The sequence below is a fragment of the Janthinobacterium sp. AD80 genome, assembly GCF_002878455.1.
Classification (GTDB): domain Bacteria; phylum Pseudomonadota; class Gammaproteobacteria; order Burkholderiales; family Burkholderiaceae_D; genus Janthinobacterium.
This window is the reverse complement of the sequence record NZ_NRDQ01000061.1, coordinates 1-17,989: the sequence shown is the minus strand read 5'-3', so window position 1 is coordinate 17,989 and position 17,989 is coordinate 1. Positions and strand designations below refer to the sequence as shown.

Genomic DNA, 17,989 nt, shown 5'->3' with positions numbered 1-17,989 from the left:
TTTGTCCAGCTGTGCGGCCCCGCTTCCAGGCGTGGCCGCGGGAGTAGTGCGTCTTTTTTTTTAAGGAAGGGTTGCCGGCTCCTGGTGCGTGCACCGGAATCGCCGGCCCGCGGAACTATGCTTTCGATAGCGACTAAAGTGGAACAGATCGTGATGGAATCGGCCTTTCTCAGCGAGGGACTGGGACGGGGCTTGCTCAACCTGTCGGAACTGGCGCGCCAGCTGCAGCCGCAGTTGGAGACGGATTTATGGAAGCCCGTGGGACAGGCCGCCGTGGTCATGGCGCTGCGCCGCCTGGCAGAACGGATGCCGCCGCAGAAAAGCGGCGAGATCGTGCTGGCGCACCGCGCGGGAGAACTCTCCACGCGCAGCGAATTGATGGTGTTTACTTACCGCTATTCCGACCAGACCTATGCCTGCCAGCGGCAGCTGCTGGCGCTGGCAGCACCGCAGCGGGGCACTTTCATCACCATCACGCGCGGCGTCAACGAGGTGATGGTGATCTGCAGCCGCACCCTGCACGCGCTGGTGGAGGAAGTCTTCGGCAGCGAGCAGGAACTGGCGCGCCTGGAACGGGTGACGGCCGTGACCCTGCACCTGGCGCCGGAAACCTGCTACACGCCGGGCGTGTACCACGCCATCCTGCGGCGCCTGGCGTGGGACCGCATCAACCTGATCAACATCATCTGCACCTACACGGAGCTGACCTTGCTGCTGGAGGCATCGCAGACGGGGGCGGCGTTTTCCGTGCTGTCGAAAATCGCCGCGCAATGAAAAGCGCCCCGCTGCAGTGCTGCAGCGGGGCGCTTTCAGGCGTGAGCCGGTCTTACTTTGCCAGCTGCGTGCGCACGCGGGCAATCGCGGCGCGCACCTGCTTAGGCGCGGTGCCGCCCACGTGGTCGCGCGCGGCCACGGAGCCTTCCAGGGTCAGCACTTCGAACACGTCTTCGCCCGTCAGTGGCGAGAAGGCGCGCAGCTGCTCCAAAGACAGGTCGGCCAGGTCGCAGCCCGCGTCGACGCAGGCGCGCACGGCCAGGGCCACGGCTTCATGCGCATCGCGGAAGGGCAAGCCTTTCTTGACCAGGTAGTCGGCCAGGTCGGTCGCCGTAGCGTAGCCTTGCAGGGCGGCCGCGCGCATGGCTTCCGGTTTCACCGTGATGCCGCCGGCCATGTCGGCGAAGATGCGCAGGGTGTCGATGACGGTGTCGACGGTGTCGAACAGCGGTTCCTTGTCTTCCTGGTTGTCCTTGTTATAGGCCAGCGGCTGGCCTTTCATCAGGGTCAGGAGGCCAGTCAGGTGGCCGTAGACACGGCCTGTCTTGCCACGCGCCAGTTCCGGCACGTCGGGGTTTTTCTTTTGCGGCATGATCGACGAGCCGGTGCAGAAGCGGTCGGCGATGTCGATGAAGCCGATGCGTGGGCTCATCCAGATCACCAGTTCTTCGGCCATGCGCGACACGTGCATCATCAGCACGGCGGCGGCGGCGCAAAATTCGATGGCGAAATCGCGGTCCGAGACGGCGTCGAGCGAGTTATGGCAGACGTCGTCGAAACCCAGGGTCTTGGCCACGCGCAGGCGGTCGATGGGGAAGGTGGTACCGGCCAGCGCGGCGGCGCCCAGCGGCAGGCGGTTGACGCGCTTGCGGCAGTCGGCCATGCGCTCGGCGTCGCGGCCGAACATCTCGACATACGCCAGCATGTGGTGGCCAAAGGTGATCGGCTGCGCCACCTGCATGTGGGTAAAGCCCGGCATGATGGTGTCGGCATGCTGCTCGGCCAGGTCCGTCAGCGCGCTGCGGAAGGTCGCCAGCAGGGTCGTGATGTCGTCGATGGCGGCACGCACGTACAGGCGGATGTCGGTCGCTACCTGGTCGTTGCGCGAACGGCCCGTATGCAGGCGCTTGCCCGCATCACCGACCAGTTCCGTCAGGCGTTTTTCAATATTCAGGTGGACGTCTTCCAAGTCCAGCAGCCATTCGAACTGGCCGCTGGCGATTTCCTGCGAAATTTGCGCCATGCCGCGCTGGATTTCAGCGTAGTCGGCCGGGCTGATGATGGCTTGCGCATGCAGCATTTCCGCATGGGCCAGCGAACCCTCGATATCGAACAGCGCCAGGCGCTTGTCAAAAAATACAGAGGCGGTGTAGCGCTTGACGAGGTCCGAGACCGGTTCGGAAAACCGGGCCGACCAGGCTTCGCCCTTTTTGGAGAATTGATCAGTCATGAAAGAAGTCCTTTAGTGTAGGGCGATTATAAACAAGGTTGGCCCGCGGTAGGACTTTTAGGGGCGCGCAAGGCGGGGAAATGGCGCGCAATGGGGCTTGCAGGCGTCAGATGGGCGCGGCTGGGGGCCATCCGCCTTCCATCGCGCGCTTTTGTATTCTGTCCCGCCAATCGTGCGTTTTGTCGCAATCCGGTGGCAGTGCAGGGACGATCGGCCTACAGTTCAATCATCGCAGCACACAACCAGCCACCTAAAGGAAAACATCATGAACATCGCCAAAAACATGGAAGCCATCTTCGTCGCCATCATCGCCATCGCCGCTGCCACCAGCCTGGCCACGGCCGCCGTGCCGAAGTTCCGCGCCGCGCCAGCCGCCCCTGCCGCCCTCATGGCCAGCGCCGATAACGTCACCATGCACACCGTGTATGTGAGCGCCAAGCGCTTGAGCGCCGCGGAAAAAGCCGCGCTGTAAGCGCGGTTATGGCATGCCAGCAGGACCAGTAGTCATCAAGCAGTAGTCAGCAAGCAGCAAGCAGCATCAGTCACAGCATCAGCTCCAGCCAAACGGCATCATCGGCAGTCAGGACGGGCGGCGCCCCCGGTTCATGCCAGCCACCACGCATGCATTCCCTGGCAAGCACACGCCGGCCCGGCGGCACGCACACCTTGTTTCGGCAGTTGCCCGGCATCGCCATTATTTTCCCCCATCGTGCAAGTTTTTTCCGCCCATCCGTACTACCTGTCCATTGATTCAGGCCTGGCGGCCGCGCCACGATCCTGCCAGTTTCCGCGCTTGCCGGCGCACCCGGAAAATCTCGGTAAGAAAAAACGCCACGGGGAGCATGGCTCGCCGTGGCGTTTTTTACTGCCAGTGCATCAGGCAGGGAGGAATCAGAAGCAGCAGCGCCAGCACCAGGTAGATCAGCTGCAGCGGGATCATCCACTTGGCCCAGGTGATCCAGGGTACGCGCGCCAGCGCCAGTACGCCCACGGTGATGCCGGAGGTGGGGATCATCGGCGTGGTGAATTCGCCGAACTGGAAGGCCAGGATGGCCGTCTGGCGCGTCACGCCCACCAGGTCGGCCAGCGGCGCCATGATCGGCATGGTGAGCGCCGCCTGGCCGCTGCCCGAGTGGATGAAGAAGTTGATCACCGACTGCATGAAGAACATCTTTTGCGCGGCGAAGACGGGGCTCGACGACGCCACCAGCGGCGTCAATGCGTGCAGCATGGTGTCGATGATCTGCGCGTCGCGCGCCAGGATCATGGTGCCGCGCGCCAGGGCGATGACCAGCGCCACGCTGACCATGTCGCGCGCGCCCTGCACGAAAGCGGCCACCAGGCTGTCCATGTCGAGGCGGCCGACCAGGCCGACGACGATGGCCATCACCAGAAACAGGGCGGCGATTTCATCGATGAACCAGTCGTACTTGACGACGCCGACGACCATGGTCAGCAAGGTGCCCAGGAAGATCCACAGCACGGCGCGGTGCGTGCGCGTCATGCCGGCGAAGCTGTCCAGGTCCAGCGTGTGTTCGCTGCGCTTTTCGATGTCGAGCAGGTAGGTCGGGCTTTTTTCCGGGTGGCGCTTGATGCGCGCTGCGTACCACATCAGGAACAGGATGCTGACGGCCGTGGCGATGGCCCAGACGATCAGGCGGTAGCCGATGCCGGAAAAGATCGGCACGCCGGCGATGCCTTGCGCGATGCCGACGTTGAACGGGTTCAAAAAGGCGGCGGAAAAACCCACTTGCGAGCCGATGAAGGGAATCGACACGCCGGTGATGGTGTCATAGCCCAGGGCCAGGGCCAGCGGCACGAAGATCAGGATGAAGGGAATGGCCTCCTCGTTCATGCCGAAGGTGGCGCCGCCCAGCGAAAACATGGTGAAGAAGACGGGGATGATGGCGGCGCGCACGAAGCGCGAGCTGGTGTGCGCCTTGGCGATGGCCTTGATCAGCGAATCGAAGGCTTCGGTTTTTTGCAGCACGGCGAAGGCGCCGCCGACGATCAGCACGAAGCCGATGATCAGGCTGGCGTCGACGAAGCCCTTGATGGGCGCCATCATCAGGGCGGCCAGGCCTTGCGGCTTGTTCTCGACATAGTGGAAGGTGCCGGGAATGATCAGCTGCTTGCCGTTCACCAGCTGGGTGTCGAATTTGCCGCCGGGTACCAGCCAGGTGGCCAGCGCGATCATGGCCAGGATGCCGCAGAGCAGGACGAAGGTATTGGGGAGCTTGAATTTTCTCATGGTGCCTGGGTTCTTTATTGGCTGAGCAGGCTGCCGCCGCGGAAGGCGACGGCACCGGCGACCTTGCCGACATTCATGCCGCGCAGGACGTGGCGGTGGGCGCTGCGCGCGAAGAATACACCAGCGACGGTGCAGCGCAACGTCGTCGTTTCGCCGCTGACCGGGTCGATCAGGTCGGCCAGCGCATCGCCGGCGGCCAGCACGTCGCCCATTTCGCGCAGGTACACCAGCACGCCGTGATGCGGCGCGAGGATAGGCTCCACACCGGCCAGCGGCGTCGGCTCGCATTGCGGCGCGGGCAGGCCGTCGCCGGCGCCGGCGATTTCCAGCACGCCTTCGATGGCGAGGAAGCGCAGCAGGGCGGTGGCGTCGCGTTCTGCCAGGGCGTAGCTCACTTCCACTTCGCCGCGCAACTCGACGGTGGTCGACAGGCAGGCGGCGGGAATCGGGAAGCGGCCGCCAAAGTGCGCGTCGAGATCCCACCACAGGCGGCTGCACGCTTCATCGAATGGTTCTTCGCCGGCCGCCAGTTCCAGCAGCACGGCGCGCGCGCCAAGTAGCGCGGAGAGGGGCGCGATCTGCGCCGCCAGCGGCGTGCCCGTGTAAATGTGCAGGGCCGCCTCGTTATCGCAATGCAGATCGAGCACGATGTCGGCATCGATGGCCATGCCCAGCAAGGTTTTCTTCAGCGTTTCCGCGTCCGTGCCGGGCCGCCAGGCGGCGACGGCGTCGCGCGCGTGTTCGCGTATCAGGGCCACGTTGGCTTGCGCATCCTGTCCCAGCTTGCCAGCGAGCGTGGTTTTCAATTCATCGGCCACGTGGCGGTAGGCGCGGTTGAAATTGATGCCCGTGGTCAGGTCGAAGCGGCCGAACGGCGCGCCATGGATGGCTTGCGCCAGGCCGAGCGGATTGGCGGCCGGCACCAGGATGATTTCGCCATGCACCTTGCCCGCCGCTTCCAGCGCCAGCAGTTCGCGGCGCAGGAATTGCGACACCAGCATGCCCGGTACCTCGTCCGCATGCAGCGCCGCCTGGATATACACTTTCTTGCCGCTGCGGCTGTCGGCCGCCGCGCCGCCGAAGTGAAAGCTGCTCAGTTGGCAGGACACGCTGGCGTGCGGCGTGGAGATCGGATGCTGTTGTACTTGCATGGTGAGTGCCCCGGAAAGGTGCATGGTTGGTGGATTTCGGTCGATTATGTCGCATTATTTTCACTAAGTAAATCAATGAAAATCCATTTACAAAAATTTGTTGAGTTTTCTTTTTGATATGCGTACAGTGAGTTCCAGTATCCATTTTTTATGCAGCGGCACCGCTGCGCCGCACAGACAAGCACAGGCCGCCAGTGATATGAAAGCATCCGCCAGTCCTGCCCGCAGCATCAAGCGCACGCCACGCACGCCGGCGCTGTCCGGCGCGCTGGCGTCGCCCGACGCCGCGTTTGCGCAGTCGCCGCTGGGGCAGGCCTTGATGCATGTACTGGGTGGCGGCTCGGCGTCGCAGCGGCAGATCGCCGACTACCTGCTGCGCAACCAGATGCGCGTCACCGCGCTGGGCATCGAGGAGCTGGCCGACAGCTGCCAGGTGTCGACGGCGACCATCAGCCGCTTCGCGCGCGACATCGGCCAGAAAAATTATTCCGCCATGCGCAGCGCCATGGCGGAAACCCTGCAGTCACTATTGCAGCCGGTCGACAAATTGCGCCATACGATAGAGCGGCGCGCGCGCGCCACCTCGCCCATCACGCAAAGCCTGGAATATGCGGCCGCGAATATCGCCGCCACCTCCGGCGCCCTGTCGCTGCCGGAGATGCACGCCGTGGTGCGCCGGCTGACGCGGGCCAGGGTGGTGTATGTGATGGGCTTTGGCCTGTCGGCCAACCTGGCCGGCATGCTGGTGCAGCATCTGCAGCCATTTTGCCCGCACGTGGTGGAAGTGGTGGGCATCGGCGGCTCGGAAGTGGCGGCTGGCCACCTGGTCAACCTGACGGCGCACGACGTACTGGTGGTGATCTCGTTTCCCCGCTACACGCTCGACTGCATCGGCCTGGCCAGCTTCGCGCGCGACCGCGGCGCCTGCATCGTGGCGCTCACCGACTCACCCGCATCCCCCTTGGCCGAACTGGCCGACCACGCGCTGTACGCGCAAAGCACGCATCCCGTCCTGCCCAGCAGCGCCAGCACGGCACTGGCCATGATCGAGGCGCTGGCCGTGGCGCTGATGGTGTCGAACAAGGACAACGTCGACAAGGCCGCCCGCCTGAGCGAGGTGATCGCCGCTTACCTGTATGGCGGCGAGCATGGCATGCAGGGCCCCCGGAAAACAGCAGTCAAGCAGCGCAAGGCAGTGCATAAAAAGCAGTCACTATAAAAAATCAGGGTTAACATCATCGGGAGAGTTGCAATGCATAGGGAAAAACAACACGGCCGCCGCGCACTGCCACGCGAAGCGGTACTGGCACATGCGGTGCGCCTGGCAGTGGCCGCCTTGAGCGTGACGGCGGCGCTGGGCATGCTGGGCAATGGTGCGCTGGCGCAGGAACAAGGCACGGATGCGGAACCGGTACAGAAAAAAATGCAGCGCGTGGAAATCACGGGTTCGGCCATCAAGCGGCTGGAGTCCGAGACGGCGCTGCCGGTGCAAATCATCTCGCGCGCCGACATCGAAAAGGCGGGCGTGACGACGGCGGCCGAACTGATGGCGCGCGTCTCGGCCAACGTGGGCGGCCTGACCGATGGCGCCAGCATCAACGTGGGCGGCGACCAGCGCGGCTTCAACAGCGCCAATCTGCGCGGCGTGGGCACCTCGTCGACCCTGGTGCTGCTCAATGGCCGGCGCATGGCCAACTTTGCTTCGCCCGGCGACGACGCGGGCGTGGACTTGAACAATATCCCCGCCGCCGCCCTGCAGCGCGTGGAAGTGCTGCTCGACGGCGCTTCAGCCCTGTACGGCACGGACGCCATCGGCGGCGTGATCAATTTCATCACGCGCAAGGATTACCAGGGCGTGGAACTGAATCTGTATGGCAGCGGCACGCAGGAAGGCGGCGCCGGCAAGCGCACTGCCAGCATCACGGCAGGCACGGGCGACCTGGCCGCCGATGGCTACAATATCTTTGCCGTCGTCGACCTGCAGCAAACCGACCGCCTCAGTTCCTCGCAGCGTAAGTTCATTCCGAAGCTGCAGATACCGCAGCGCCTCGGGCATTTGCTGTCGAGCTTTACCAGTCCGGCGAATATCCGCCTCAGCGGCGCCCAGCGCACGCACTTGCAGGACAACGATTTCCAGCTCAACGGCCAGCCGATCACCAACCGGCAGATCAATTTTTCGATCCCGAACTGCGCGCCGCCGGCCAATCTGTACCTGCCGGCGGGGACGGGCGGCGTCGATGCCTGTACCTACGACTACATGGGAGACACGGAGCTGTATCCGAAGACGGACAAGCAGAACCTGCTCACGCGCGGCGTGCTGAAACTGAATAACGAGCACCAGCTGTATGCGGAGGTGGCGTTGAGCCGCTCGCGCAGTTACTACGTGGGTTCTTCGGCGCGCGTCATCGGCTATCTCGATTACAGCAAGGTGCCGCAGCTGGCCAATGCGGGCTTCGATACGGCGCTCGATGAGGATGGCGAACCGGTTGGGCGCGAACTGGAACTGCGCATGCGCCTGAATGAGGCGGGCATGCGCACCAGCCAGCTGACCAGCGAGAGCCAGCGTTTCGTGGTGGGCGCCACCGGCACGCTCGCGGGCTGGGATTATGACGTGGGCCTGAACCACAGCGTCAATGTGGTGAAGGACAAGGATACGCATGGCTATGTCCTGTATGACAAGCTGTTGGAAGGCATCGCCGATGGCCGCATCAATCCCTTCGGCCCATCGGGCGCGGAAGGCAAGGCGCTGCTCGACAGCATCCAGGTGAACGATGAGGTTCGCCATGCGCGCGGCACCATGGACTCGCTGGATTTCAAGGCATCGCGCGCGCTGATGGCGCTGGGTGGCGGCGACATGGCGCTGGCCGTGGGCGGCGAAGTGCGCCGCGAGCGCACGGAGTTCCGCCCATCGGCCTTGCTGATGAGCGACAACATCAACAACGACGCGGCGCCCGAGGGCGGCGTGGCCACCAGCGACAGCCGCAATGTGCAAGCGATCTACAGCGAATTGCTGCTGCCGTTCAGCAAACAGTGGCAGGCGCAGTTGTCCGGCCGTTACGATCATTACCAGCAAGTGGGCGGCGCCCTGAGTCCGAAGATCGGCCTGACCTACATGCCCAGCAAGCAGGTGCTGCTGCGCGCTTCGGCCGGCAAGGGCTTCCGCGCGCCATCGATGTCCGACCTGCACCGGCCCACTGCCTACAGCAGCACGGCGACCTTGCCCGATCCCGTGTATTGCGCCAGCGAGAACAATGATTACTCCGTCTGCGCCGACAACTGGGATACGCGCCGCTACAGCAACGACAAGCTGAAACCGGAACGCAGCCGCCAGTTCACGGCCGGCCTGGTACTCGAACCGAGTCAGCACTGGACCCTCAGTGCTGACTACTGGAACATCAAGCGCACGAATTTGATCAGTGAAATCGGTGACGACATCATCCTCGCCAACCTGTCCAAATATGGCGACCTGGTACACCGCGATGAAGACGGCTTGATCGATTATATCGAGCTGCGCAAGGAAAACCGCGGCGCGCAAAAAGCGGCGGGCATCGACATCACGGCCGACCTGCATGGCGTGAAAACGGCGTGGGGACGTTTCGGCGGCCACCTGAGCGGCACCTATGTGCTCGACTCGAAGATCCAGACCAGTCCTGGCGATAGCTTTATCAGCAATTTGAACAAGTTCGTCACGGATGGCGTGGTGCAGCGCTGGCGCCACACGATCACGCTGGACTGGGACAACGGCCCGTATTCGGCCAGCCTGTCGAACACCTATTCAAGCGGCTACGACGACCAGAATTCGGCCATCAACGTCGACGACGGCAGCGTCGTCAAGCAGAACCGGGTGAAGGCCTACACGATCTGGGACATGTCGGGCGCCTACGCCGTCAGCAAGCAGTTCAAGCTGCGCGCGGGCATACAGAACCTGTTCAATACCAGCCCGCCATTTTCGAACCAGGCGTACTTTTTCCTTTCCGGCTATGACCCGACCTACACGGACCCGCGCGGCCGGCGCTTCTATGCCAGCGCCAATTACAGTTTCAAGTAGGATGTTTCATCAAGTCGGGAGATACCGCAATAACGCTGCCGTGTGCGGCAAGTAGTATCGTAGTTCGATGGAGTTGGGTTGCAAGCAGCAGTATCGGCAGCAATGGCGCGTGCCTGCATCAATCAGCATGCGCCACTTTCCTTGTATTCGAAAGGCACCATGAAATCATCCGCAAGCCTGTATCAACAACTCTGTGCCGCGTTGCTGTTCGCGCTGGCGTGTTGCAGTATCCCCGCCGTGGCGGCGCCCGCCGGCAGTGCCATCGGCACGGCGCCGCAGGGCACCCTCGTCATCATCGGCGGCGGCCTGCGGGCCGACAATGCCGAAGTCTGGCAGCGCATCGTCGCCCTCTCTGGCGGCAAGGGCGCGCGCATCGCCGTGCTGGCCTCGGCCGCGATGAACCCGGAGAAATCCGGTGAAAGCATCATCAGGAAGCTCAATCAGTACGGCGCCGATGCGTTTTTCGTGCCGCTGGCCGTGAAACTGCCGAATAGCGATTACCGCAAGGCGGCCGAGGACCCGTCCATCGTCACGCAGATCAAGTCGGCCACCGGCATTTATTTCGCTGGCGGCGACCAGGGGCGCATTACGCAAGCCTTGCTGCGCCAGGACGGCAGCCGCACGGCCGCGCTGGAAGCCATCTGGTCGGTCTACCGCAATGGCGGCGTGATCGCCGGTTCCAGCGCGGGCGCCGCCATCATGAGCACTACCATGTTCTACGATGCCAAGCCGGTGCTCGACATGCTCAAGATGGGCGTCACGGACGGCCGCGAAATCGCGCCTGGCCTGGGCTTCATCGGCAGCGATGTCTTCGTCGACCAGCATCTGCTGGTGCGAGGCCGCTTCGCCCGCATGATTCCCGTGATGCTGAAGAAGGGCTATCACCTGGGACTGGGTATCGATGAAAACAGCGCCATGGTGGTCGACGCCATGCGTGACGTGGAAGTCATCGGCTACAGCGGCGCCCTGCTGATCGACCTGTCGGGCGCCATCAGCGACCGTGGCGTGAAAAATTTCAATATCAGCAATGCCGCCATCAGCTACCTGGACCGGGGCGACAAATTCAACCTCGTCACGCGCGTGTTTACGCCGTCGCCGGACAAGGCCGACAACAAGCTCGATCCGAATCAGCCGGACATGCGCGAACCCGTGTTTACCAACGATATCCTCGGCAATAATGCCGTGCTCGACCTGATGGGCAACCTGATCGACAACGCGCAGCAGGAAGCCATCGGCATCGCTTTCGGCAACCCGCGCGATCCGTATCCGGACCTGGGCTTCGAGTTCCGCTTCAGTAAAACGGTCAACAGCGTCGGCTACAGCTCCACCGAGGCGGAAGCGTATTCCGTGCTGAAGCTGCGCCTGGATATCCGCCCGATCCAGCTGCGCCAGCCGCTGTACCGCTACAAGTAAGCGGCAGCTTACCGCCGCCAGCGCGGCCAGGCGGCGATCGTCAAGGCCCTGAGCAGCCATTCGACGGGGCCATAAGCATTGCGGCGCAGCCACCAGCGGCTCAGTGGCAGTTGCAGGCAAAAGATGGCGGCGGCCAGCGCCAGCGCGCCGAGCGGCGAGACGCTGCCCATCAGCCTGGCGCCATACGCGAGGAAGAGCCAGGCGCAGACGGTCGACTGCAGCAGGTAGTTCGACAGGGCCATGCGGCCCGTGTCGGCCAGCAGGGCATACAGCCCGCCATCGCGCAGGCGCTCGAACAGGGCCAGTGCGATGGCCACGTAGGCGCCGGCCAGCAGTGGCGCCGTCGCCAGGCCCACGGCCAGCCCTGCCACCTGCCATGCCTGGCTGTCGCCATACACGGATGTCCATGCATAAAACGCGGCGCCAGGCAGCCCTGCCAGCGCGCCTGCCCACTGCAGGCGGCGGCGCAGCGGCAGATAGTCAGCGGCATGCAGCAGCAGTTCGCGCTTGCCGGCGGCCAGGCCGCACAGGAACATGGCCAGCGCGCATGGCGCCTGTACCAGCAGCAGCACAATCCAGATTTCACCGAGTTCGCGCACATGCTGCGCCATCACGCTGGCCGGCGTGCCACGGTAGGCCGCCAGCGCGGCCGCCGCTTTTTGCGCCATCGCCAGGGCATGTTCCGCGCCGTCCGCCGGTTGCAAGCCTTGCAGCCAGGCCAGCGCCGCCCAGAATGCCACGCAGGCGCCCACCAGCATCAGGGCCAGGCCCAGGGCGGCCCGCTCGCCGCAGCGGTGCAGCGCCAGCAGCACGATGCCCAGCACGGCGTAGGTGGTGAGTATGTCGCCATGAAACAGGACGATGGCGTGCAGGATGCCGATCAGCCACAGGCCCGTCTGGCGGCGCAGCATGCGCGGCGCGAACGGTGCGCCGGCACGCGCGGCCGCCTGCATCTGCAGGGTAAAACTGTAGCCGAATAAAAAGGAGAACAGCAGGTAGAACTTGGTCTCGAACAGCAGCGCGACGAGGAAATGCGTGACGCGGTCCACGCCGCCGTGAAAGGCCGGGTCGGTCAGGCCCAGGCCGAACCACGGCGTGGCGAAGGCGCAGATATTCACGACCAGGATGCCGAACAGGGCGCAGCCGCGCAGGGCGTCGACGTCGGCGATGCGCACCGGTGCGGCCGTCATGGCGGCGCTCATGCCAGGGCAGGGCGCAGGAAGCGCGCCAGCAGTACGTGCAGGCTGTCGCGCTGCGCCAGCGGCGCGTAATGCGGGTCGACGGCGACGCGGTTGAAGATGCCGTCGACCAGCGCGGCGATCCAGCTGGCCGTTTGCGCCATGTCGAGCGTGGCATCGGCCTGGCCTTGCGCGACCGCGTTTTCCAGCAAGGCTTGCACGCCGGCGCGCAAGGTGGCGTCGTTGCGCGCCACGCGGATGGCGATATCCGCGTCGCGCAGCGCTTCGGCGGCAATCTCCAGTGCCAGGCCGGCAAAGTCGCCGTCGGCCGCCAGCGCCAGTACCACGTCCACGAAGTCGAGCAGGGCGCCGTAGGCGTCGGCGCCGCCTTGGCGTTCGTCGAAATACGCGGCCGTCTCGCTGCCTTCCTGCTCGACGATGGCGGCGATGATGGCTTGCTTGGTGGCGAAATAGTGGAACAGGTTGCCCGGGCTCATGCCCGCCTGCGCGCAAATGGCGGCCGTGCTGGTCTGGTGAAAGCCCTTGCGGGCGAAGCAGTGGCGCGCCGCCGCCAGGATGGCGGCGCGGCGCGCGGCGTGCTTGTCGGGATCGATGGTGCGCATGCTGCTTTACTCCATTAGTAGACTGGTCAATCTAATATAATCCGGCCTTGCCGGGAGGTCAAGGACATCTGCTGCAATGGAGGCTTTGCAGGCCTCCAAGCTGTCGCTACAATGTGCCGCAGCGGTTTTTCGCAGGCCCGCCGGCAGGGCCGCCGATTGTTCGGGAAACCGCTCCCTTCACCTGTTTTTCTACCGTTTTAGGAATGCCATGCAGCTGACACCGATCCGATCCTTCCTCTGCGCGCTGGCGCTGGCCGCGGGTATGACACCCCTTGCGCAGGCTGCCAATGGGGCTGCCAATGCGGCGCAGCCGGCCACCATGCGCCTCGACTACCAGCACAGCGGCAATGCGCTGGGCGAACATTATGCGGTCGAGCGCGTGCTGGTCGAACCGCTGCCATGGCCTGGCAACATGGCGCGCACCATCGATGACAGCAACCGTGGCAACAACCTGCTGGAAGTGGTTGACATCAAGTCGGGCAAGGTGCTGTACTCGCGCGGTTTTTCCACCATCTTCGGCGAATGGGCCAGCACCGATGAAGCCAAGACCACCACGCGCGCCTTCCAGGAATCGGTGCGCTTCCCGCAGCCGCAGCAGCCCGTGCGCGTGCGTATCCTCAAGCGCGACGAGCGCGGCCTGTTTTCCATTGTGTGGAGCACGGATGTCGACCCGGCCGCGCAGGACGTGATCCGCAAGCAGCCGCCCGCGCCCGTCAAGCCGATCCCCATCCGCATCAGTGGACCGTCGCCCGACAAGGTCGATCTCCTGATCATGGGCGATGGCTACACGGCGGCCGAAATGGGCAAGTTCGAGGCGACGGCGCGCAAATTGGCCGAGCACCTGTTTACCGTCTCGCCATTCCGCGAGCGCGCCAAGGATTTCAACGTGTGGGCCATGGCCGCGCCGACGCAGGAATCGGGCGTGTCGCGCCCATCGACGGGCGTGCACCACGCTTCGCCGCTGGGCACGCGCTACGACATCTTTGGCAGCGAGCGCTATGTGCTGACGACGGACAACCGCGCCCTGCGCGACCTGGCGCAGTACGCGCCCTACGAATTCATCGAAATCCTCGTCAACAACGATACCTACGGCGGTGGCGGCATCTTCGGCCAGTTCAGCACGGCCGCAGCCAACAGCGACTGGGCCGACTACCTGTTCGTGCATGAATTCGGCCACCATTTCGCCGGCCTGGCGGACGAGTACTACACCTCGCCCGTGGCCTACCAGTCGAATGGCGAACGCCAGGAACCATGGGAGCCGAACGCCACGGCCTTGCGCGATCCGGCCAGGCTGAAATGGAAAAGCCACGTGAAGGCCGGCACGCCGCTGCCGACGCCATGGCCGAAGGAAGCCTACGACAGCCATGCGCGCGAGTACCAGCAGCAGCGCGCCGCCCTGCGCGCTGCCAATCGTCCGGAAAGCGAAATGAGTGCGCTGTTCAAGGCCGACCTGGCGTACACGCAGCAGCTGTTTTCCAAGGCGCCGCAGCGCCATGCGGTGGGCGCCTTCGAGGGCGCGAATTATGAATCGTCCGGCTACTACCGGCCCGAAATGCAATGCATCATGTTCGACCGCAGCGAGACGTTCTGCTCCGTGTGCCAGGATGGCATCAGCACCATCATCGACCTGTATACGCGTCCGGCCACCGTGCGCTAAGCGAGAATAGTTCCTGCAGTAATCAATGGGATGCCATGTTGCGTTGCAATAGCATGGCACCCATTTTCATTTCCTCCGCACAATTTTTCTCCTGCAATACCATTTCTTCCCCCATTTATCCGGCAATACCACTTTGCGTGGCGCGAGCAATTTTCCTTCTCGCCGGACTACAATAGTTATTAAATAAATACCGCGATTCGATTGCTTACAATTTGTTTCATTTAAATACTATTGAGGTAGAATTTGATGTACATCAATGTTGCATCGCCGCAATCGCACTTATAGTTGACCTCGCTCAAAGCCTTCTGCATGCGGATCGGACTTCTTGTAAATCTCGCGTCTAAATGCTGTAGAGTAATTTTCGCCCCGTACCAGCCGCTACACGGCGTGGTGCCGGCCTCGAATTTCAGTGACGGAAGCCAGATCCATGAAGATGCATATCCCCGCGCCTGACGCATGCAGCACCCTCCATCCCCACACGCCCATCGTACTGCCGTATGCGCGCGCCGGCGGCGTCACCCTGGCCACCTGTGCCGCTTCCGTGTGCGCCGGCGCCGTGCAATGCGTGAATGCCGCCACGCCGTGGCCGGCGCTGCGTCCGAGCAAGCCGTGAGCGCGCCCTTGCCGCAGTCGCTGCCCTTGCAAGGAAAACGGGGGCTGGTGGTCGGCATCGCCAATGCGCAAAGCATCGCCTGGGGCTGCGCCAGCGCGTTGCGCGCGGCCGGCGCCGAGCTGGCCGTCACCTGGCTCAATGACAAGGCGCGCCCGCACGTGGAACCGCTGGCCCTGCAAGTGCAGGCGGCCATCATGGCGCCGCTCGATGTGTCCGTGCCGGGCCAGCTGGAAGCCGTATTCGCGCAGATCGAACGGCAGTGGGGGCGGCTTGATTTTGTCGTCCATTCGATCGCCTATGCGCCGAAGCAGGACTTGCATGGCCGCGTCACGGACAGCTCCGCCGACGGTTTCGCGCAGGCGATGGACATTTCCTGCCACTCCTTCATGCGCATGGCCAAGCTGGCCGAACCCCTGATGCCGCATGGCGGCAGCTTGATGACCATGAGTTATCTGGGCGCCGAGGAAGTCATTGCCGATTACGGCATGATGGGTCCCGTCAAGGCGGCGCTGGAAGCGTCCGTGCGCTACCTGGCGGCGGAGCTGGGCCCTGCCGGCATCCGGGTCAACGCCATTTCGCCGGGGCCGCTCGAGACACGGGCCGCTTCCGGCATCGCCCATTTCGACCGCCTGATGGCCGACGCCATCGAACGCTCGCCCTTGCGGCGCCTGGCCACGATCGAGGACGTGGGCGCGCTGTGCGCCTTCCTCGCCGGCGACGGCGCGTGCGCCATCACGGGCGGCACCCTGTATGTCGATGGCGGCTACAACATTCTGAACTGACTGGAAGATGATGACCATGGCTGTTCCCGTTTTTTTCCCGCGCGCCAGGGTGGCCGCCCTGGCCGCTGCCGTGGCCTCCGCTGTGCTGCTGGCCGGCTGCGCCTCGATGGCGCCGCCGTACGCGCCGCCGCCGCTGCCCGTGGCGACGCAGTATCCGGAAAACGATCCCGCCGGCGCCCAGGCTGCCGCTATCGCCTGGCAAAGCTACTACACCGATGCGCGCCTGCAGGCCATGATCGCGCAGGCGCTGGCCGGCAACCGCGATATCCGCATCGCCGCCCTGCGCGTTGAAGAGGCGCGCGCCGCGTATGGCATCCAGCGCGCGGAACAGTTCCCCACCGTGGGACTGGGCGCGGAAGGCAGCCGCACGCGCGTGCCCGGCGACTTGAGCCTGACGGGCCGTCCCATGACGAGCGCGCAGTACCAGGTGGGCTTGAACGTGAGCGCCTGGGAACTTGATTTCTGGGGACGGGTGCGCAGCCTGAAGGACAGCGCGCTGCAAACCCTGCTGGCCAGCGACGAGGCGCGCCGCGCCGTCGGCGTGGCCCTGGTGGCGCAGGTGGCGAATGGCTACCTGGGCTTGCGCGAACTCGATGAAAGGGTGGCGCTGGCGCGCGCCACGGTCGACAGCCGCGCCGAATCGCTGCGCATCTTCACGCGCCGCTTTGAAGTGGGGGCGATTTCCAAGCTGGACCTGACGCAGGTGGAAACCCTGCTCAGCCAGGCACTGTCGCTGTCGGCACAGCTGGAACAGGCGCGCGCCGTGCAGGCGCACGCCTTGTCGCAGCTGGTGGGCGGCCCTGTCGACCTGGCACCGGTGGCTGGTGAGCTGCGCCGCTTCGACGACGCCAGCGTGCTGCAGCCGCTGCATGCGGGCCTGCCATCGGCCTTGCTCACGCAGCGCCCCGACCTGGTGGCGGCCGAGCATCAGCTGCGCGCCGCGCAGGCGAATATCGGCGCCGCGCGCGCCGCCTTTTTTCCCACCATTTCCCTGACGGCCGCCTATGGCACGGCCAGCGCGGAGCTGGGCGGCTTGTTCGATGCGGGCAGCGGCGCGTGGAATTTCGCCCCGCGCCTGGTGCTGCCGATCTTTGACGCGGGCCGCCTGCGCGCCAATATGGACCTGGTCGAGGTGCGCCGCGACGTGGCCGTGGCCAATTATGAAAAAAGCGTGCAGGGCGCTTTCCGCGAAGTGGCCGATGCGTTGTCGAATCGGCGCTGGCTGGCGCTGCAGGTCGATATCGGCAAGACGACCCTGGCCGCGCAGAGCGAACGCGCGCGCCTGGCCAAACTGCGCTATGACAATGGCGCCGCGCCCTACCTAGAAGTGCTCGACGCACAGCGCGACTTGCTGACGGTGGAACAGCAACTGGTGCAGACGCGCCGCGCGCTGCTGTCCAGCCAGGTCAGCCTGTATGCGGCCCTGGGCGGCGGCGCCCCTGCCAGCGCGCCTGCCAACACTGCCGCCACCGCCGCCACGTCCACCAATTCATTGCGATCGCCGACACCATGACTCCACAACTGAAGAAAAAAATCATTCCCGCCGCGCTGGTCGTGGCCGTCCTCGTGCTGGGCTATGTGGCCTGGCAAAAAATGCGTCCCACGGGTCCCGGCGAAGGCTTCGTTAGCGGCAATGGCCGCATCGAGGCGACGGAGATCGATGTCGCCACCAAGCTGGCCGGCCGCGTGAAGGAAATCCTCGTGCGCGAGGGCGACTTCGTCAAGGCAGGCCAGCCGCTGGCCAGCATGCAGGTCGATTCGCTGACGGCCCAGCGCGACGAAGCGCGCGCGCGCCAGCAGCAGGCGTCCGACGCGGTGGTGGGCGCACAAGCGCAGGTGGCCGTGCGCGAAAGCGACAAGGCGGCCGCGCTGGCCATGGTGGCGCAGCGCGAAAGCGAACTCGATGCGGCGCGCCGCCGGCTGGCCCGTTCCGAAACCCTGTCGAAAGAGGGCGCTTCCTCGGTGCAGGAACTCGACGACGACCGCGCCCGCGTGCGCAGCGTGGCCGCCGCCCTGAACGCGGCCAAGGCGCAAGTGACGGCGGCGCAG

At 64.6% G+C, this 17,989-nt stretch carries 15 protein-coding genes; 10 read left to right on the top strand and 5 right to left on the bottom strand.

Annotated features, from left to right (window positions below; translation table 11 throughout):
* Positions 1-138: 138 nt before the first annotated feature.
* Positions 139-774, top strand: coding sequence for a hypothetical protein (locus JaAD80_RS13270; protein WP_258002975.1), 636 nt, complete (start codon positions 139-141; stop codon positions 772-774).
* 52 nt (positions 775-826) lie between these two features.
* Here JaAD80_RS13270 and argH read toward each other — a convergent pair whose 3' ends face one another.
* Entirely contained in the window at positions 827-2,224 is a 1,398-nt protein-coding gene (argH, locus tag JaAD80_RS13265; protein WP_102294635.1) for an argininosuccinate lyase, read from the bottom strand.
* 265 nt (positions 2,225-2,489) lie between these two features.
* On the opposite strand from argH, the gene JaAD80_RS13260 reads away from it, so the two are divergent.
* Positions 2,490-2,696: a hypothetical protein gene (locus JaAD80_RS13260; protein WP_102294634.1), complete on the top strand. Its 207-nt coding sequence runs from the start codon at positions 2,490-2,492 to the stop codon at positions 2,694-2,696.
* A gap of 390 nt (positions 2,697-3,086) precedes the next feature.
* Here the strand turns inward: JaAD80_RS13260 and JaAD80_RS13255 are convergent, their stop codons facing one another.
* Positions 3,087-4,475 (bottom strand): YfcC family protein, encoded by a 1,389-nt coding sequence (locus JaAD80_RS13255; RefSeq protein ID WP_102294632.1) that lies wholly within the window; start codon positions 4,473-4,475, stop codon positions 3,087-3,089.
* A 14-nt stretch (positions 4,476-4,489) separates the two neighbouring features.
* On the bottom strand, positions 4,490-5,626 hold the full coding sequence (locus tag JaAD80_RS13250) for a succinylglutamate desuccinylase/aspartoacylase family protein (RefSeq protein WP_102294630.1): 1,137 nt from the start codon (positions 5,624-5,626) through the stop codon (positions 4,490-4,492).
* Between the two features lie 199 nt (positions 5,627-5,825).
* Between JaAD80_RS13250 and JaAD80_RS13245 the strand changes: the two genes are divergently transcribed.
* The 3 genes from JaAD80_RS13245 to JaAD80_RS13235 all read left to right on the top strand — a co-directional run bounded on the left by JaAD80_RS13245 (position 5,826) and on the right by JaAD80_RS13235 (position 11,087).
* Positions 5,826-6,845: a MurR/RpiR family transcriptional regulator gene (locus tag JaAD80_RS13245; RefSeq protein ID WP_258002974.1), complete on the top strand. Its 1,020-nt coding sequence runs from the start codon at positions 5,826-5,828 to the stop codon at positions 6,843-6,845.
* 33 nt (positions 6,846-6,878) lie between these two features.
* A complete protein-coding gene (locus JaAD80_RS13240) occupies positions 6,879-9,674 on the top strand; it encodes a TonB-dependent receptor (protein WP_102294629.1) in 2,796 nt (931 codons plus the stop codon).
* Positions 9,675-9,833: 159 nt separating this feature from the next.
* Positions 9,834-11,087 carry a cyanophycinase gene (locus tag JaAD80_RS13235; RefSeq protein ID WP_102294693.1) on the top strand — a complete coding sequence of 418 codons (1,254 nt, stop codon included), beginning with the start codon at positions 9,834-9,836 and terminating at the stop codon, positions 11,085-11,087.
* Positions 11,088-11,095: 8 nt separating this feature from the next.
* Here JaAD80_RS13235 and JaAD80_RS13230 read toward each other — a convergent pair whose 3' ends face one another.
* Positions 11,096-12,277 (bottom strand): DUF418 domain-containing protein, encoded by a 1,182-nt coding sequence (locus JaAD80_RS13230; protein ID WP_102294695.1) that lies wholly within the window; start codon positions 12,275-12,277, stop codon positions 11,096-11,098.
* An 8-nt stretch (positions 12,278-12,285) separates the two neighbouring features.
* On the bottom strand, positions 12,286-12,888 hold the full coding sequence (locus tag JaAD80_RS13225) for a TetR/AcrR family transcriptional regulator (protein WP_102294627.1): 603 nt from the start codon (positions 12,886-12,888) through the stop codon (positions 12,286-12,288).
* A gap of 208 nt (positions 12,889-13,096) precedes the next feature.
* Here JaAD80_RS13225 and JaAD80_RS13220 point away from each other — a divergent pair, with 208 nt between their 5' ends.
* The 5 genes from JaAD80_RS13220 to JaAD80_RS13200 all read left to right on the top strand — a co-directional run.
* The gene (locus JaAD80_RS13220) at positions 13,097-14,545 is read left to right on the top strand and encodes an IgA Peptidase M64 (RefSeq protein WP_102294625.1); all 1,449 of its coding nucleotides are present in this window, start codon (positions 13,097-13,099) and stop codon (positions 14,543-14,545) included.
* Positions 14,546-14,972: 427 nt separating this feature from the next.
* Positions 14,973-15,158, top strand: coding sequence for a hypothetical protein (locus JaAD80_RS13215; RefSeq protein ID WP_102294623.1), 186 nt, complete (start codon positions 14,973-14,975; stop codon positions 15,156-15,158).
* Positions 15,159-15,178: 20 nt separating this feature from the next.
* Positions 15,179-15,940, top strand: coding sequence for an enoyl-ACP reductase FabI (fabI, locus tag JaAD80_RS13210; protein ID WP_219726823.1), 762 nt, complete (start codon positions 15,179-15,181; stop codon positions 15,938-15,940).
* A gap of 16 nt (positions 15,941-15,956) precedes the next feature.
* Positions 15,957-17,453 carry an efflux transporter outer membrane subunit gene (locus JaAD80_RS13205; protein ID WP_102294689.1) on the top strand — a complete coding sequence of 499 codons (1,497 nt, stop codon included), beginning with the start codon at positions 15,957-15,959 and terminating at the stop codon, positions 17,451-17,453.
* The coding region (locus JaAD80_RS13200) for an HlyD family secretion protein (protein ID WP_146012381.1) at positions 17,450-17,989 on the top strand (540 nt) is incomplete at its 3' end. The genes JaAD80_RS13205 and JaAD80_RS13200, both read left to right, overlap by 4 nt.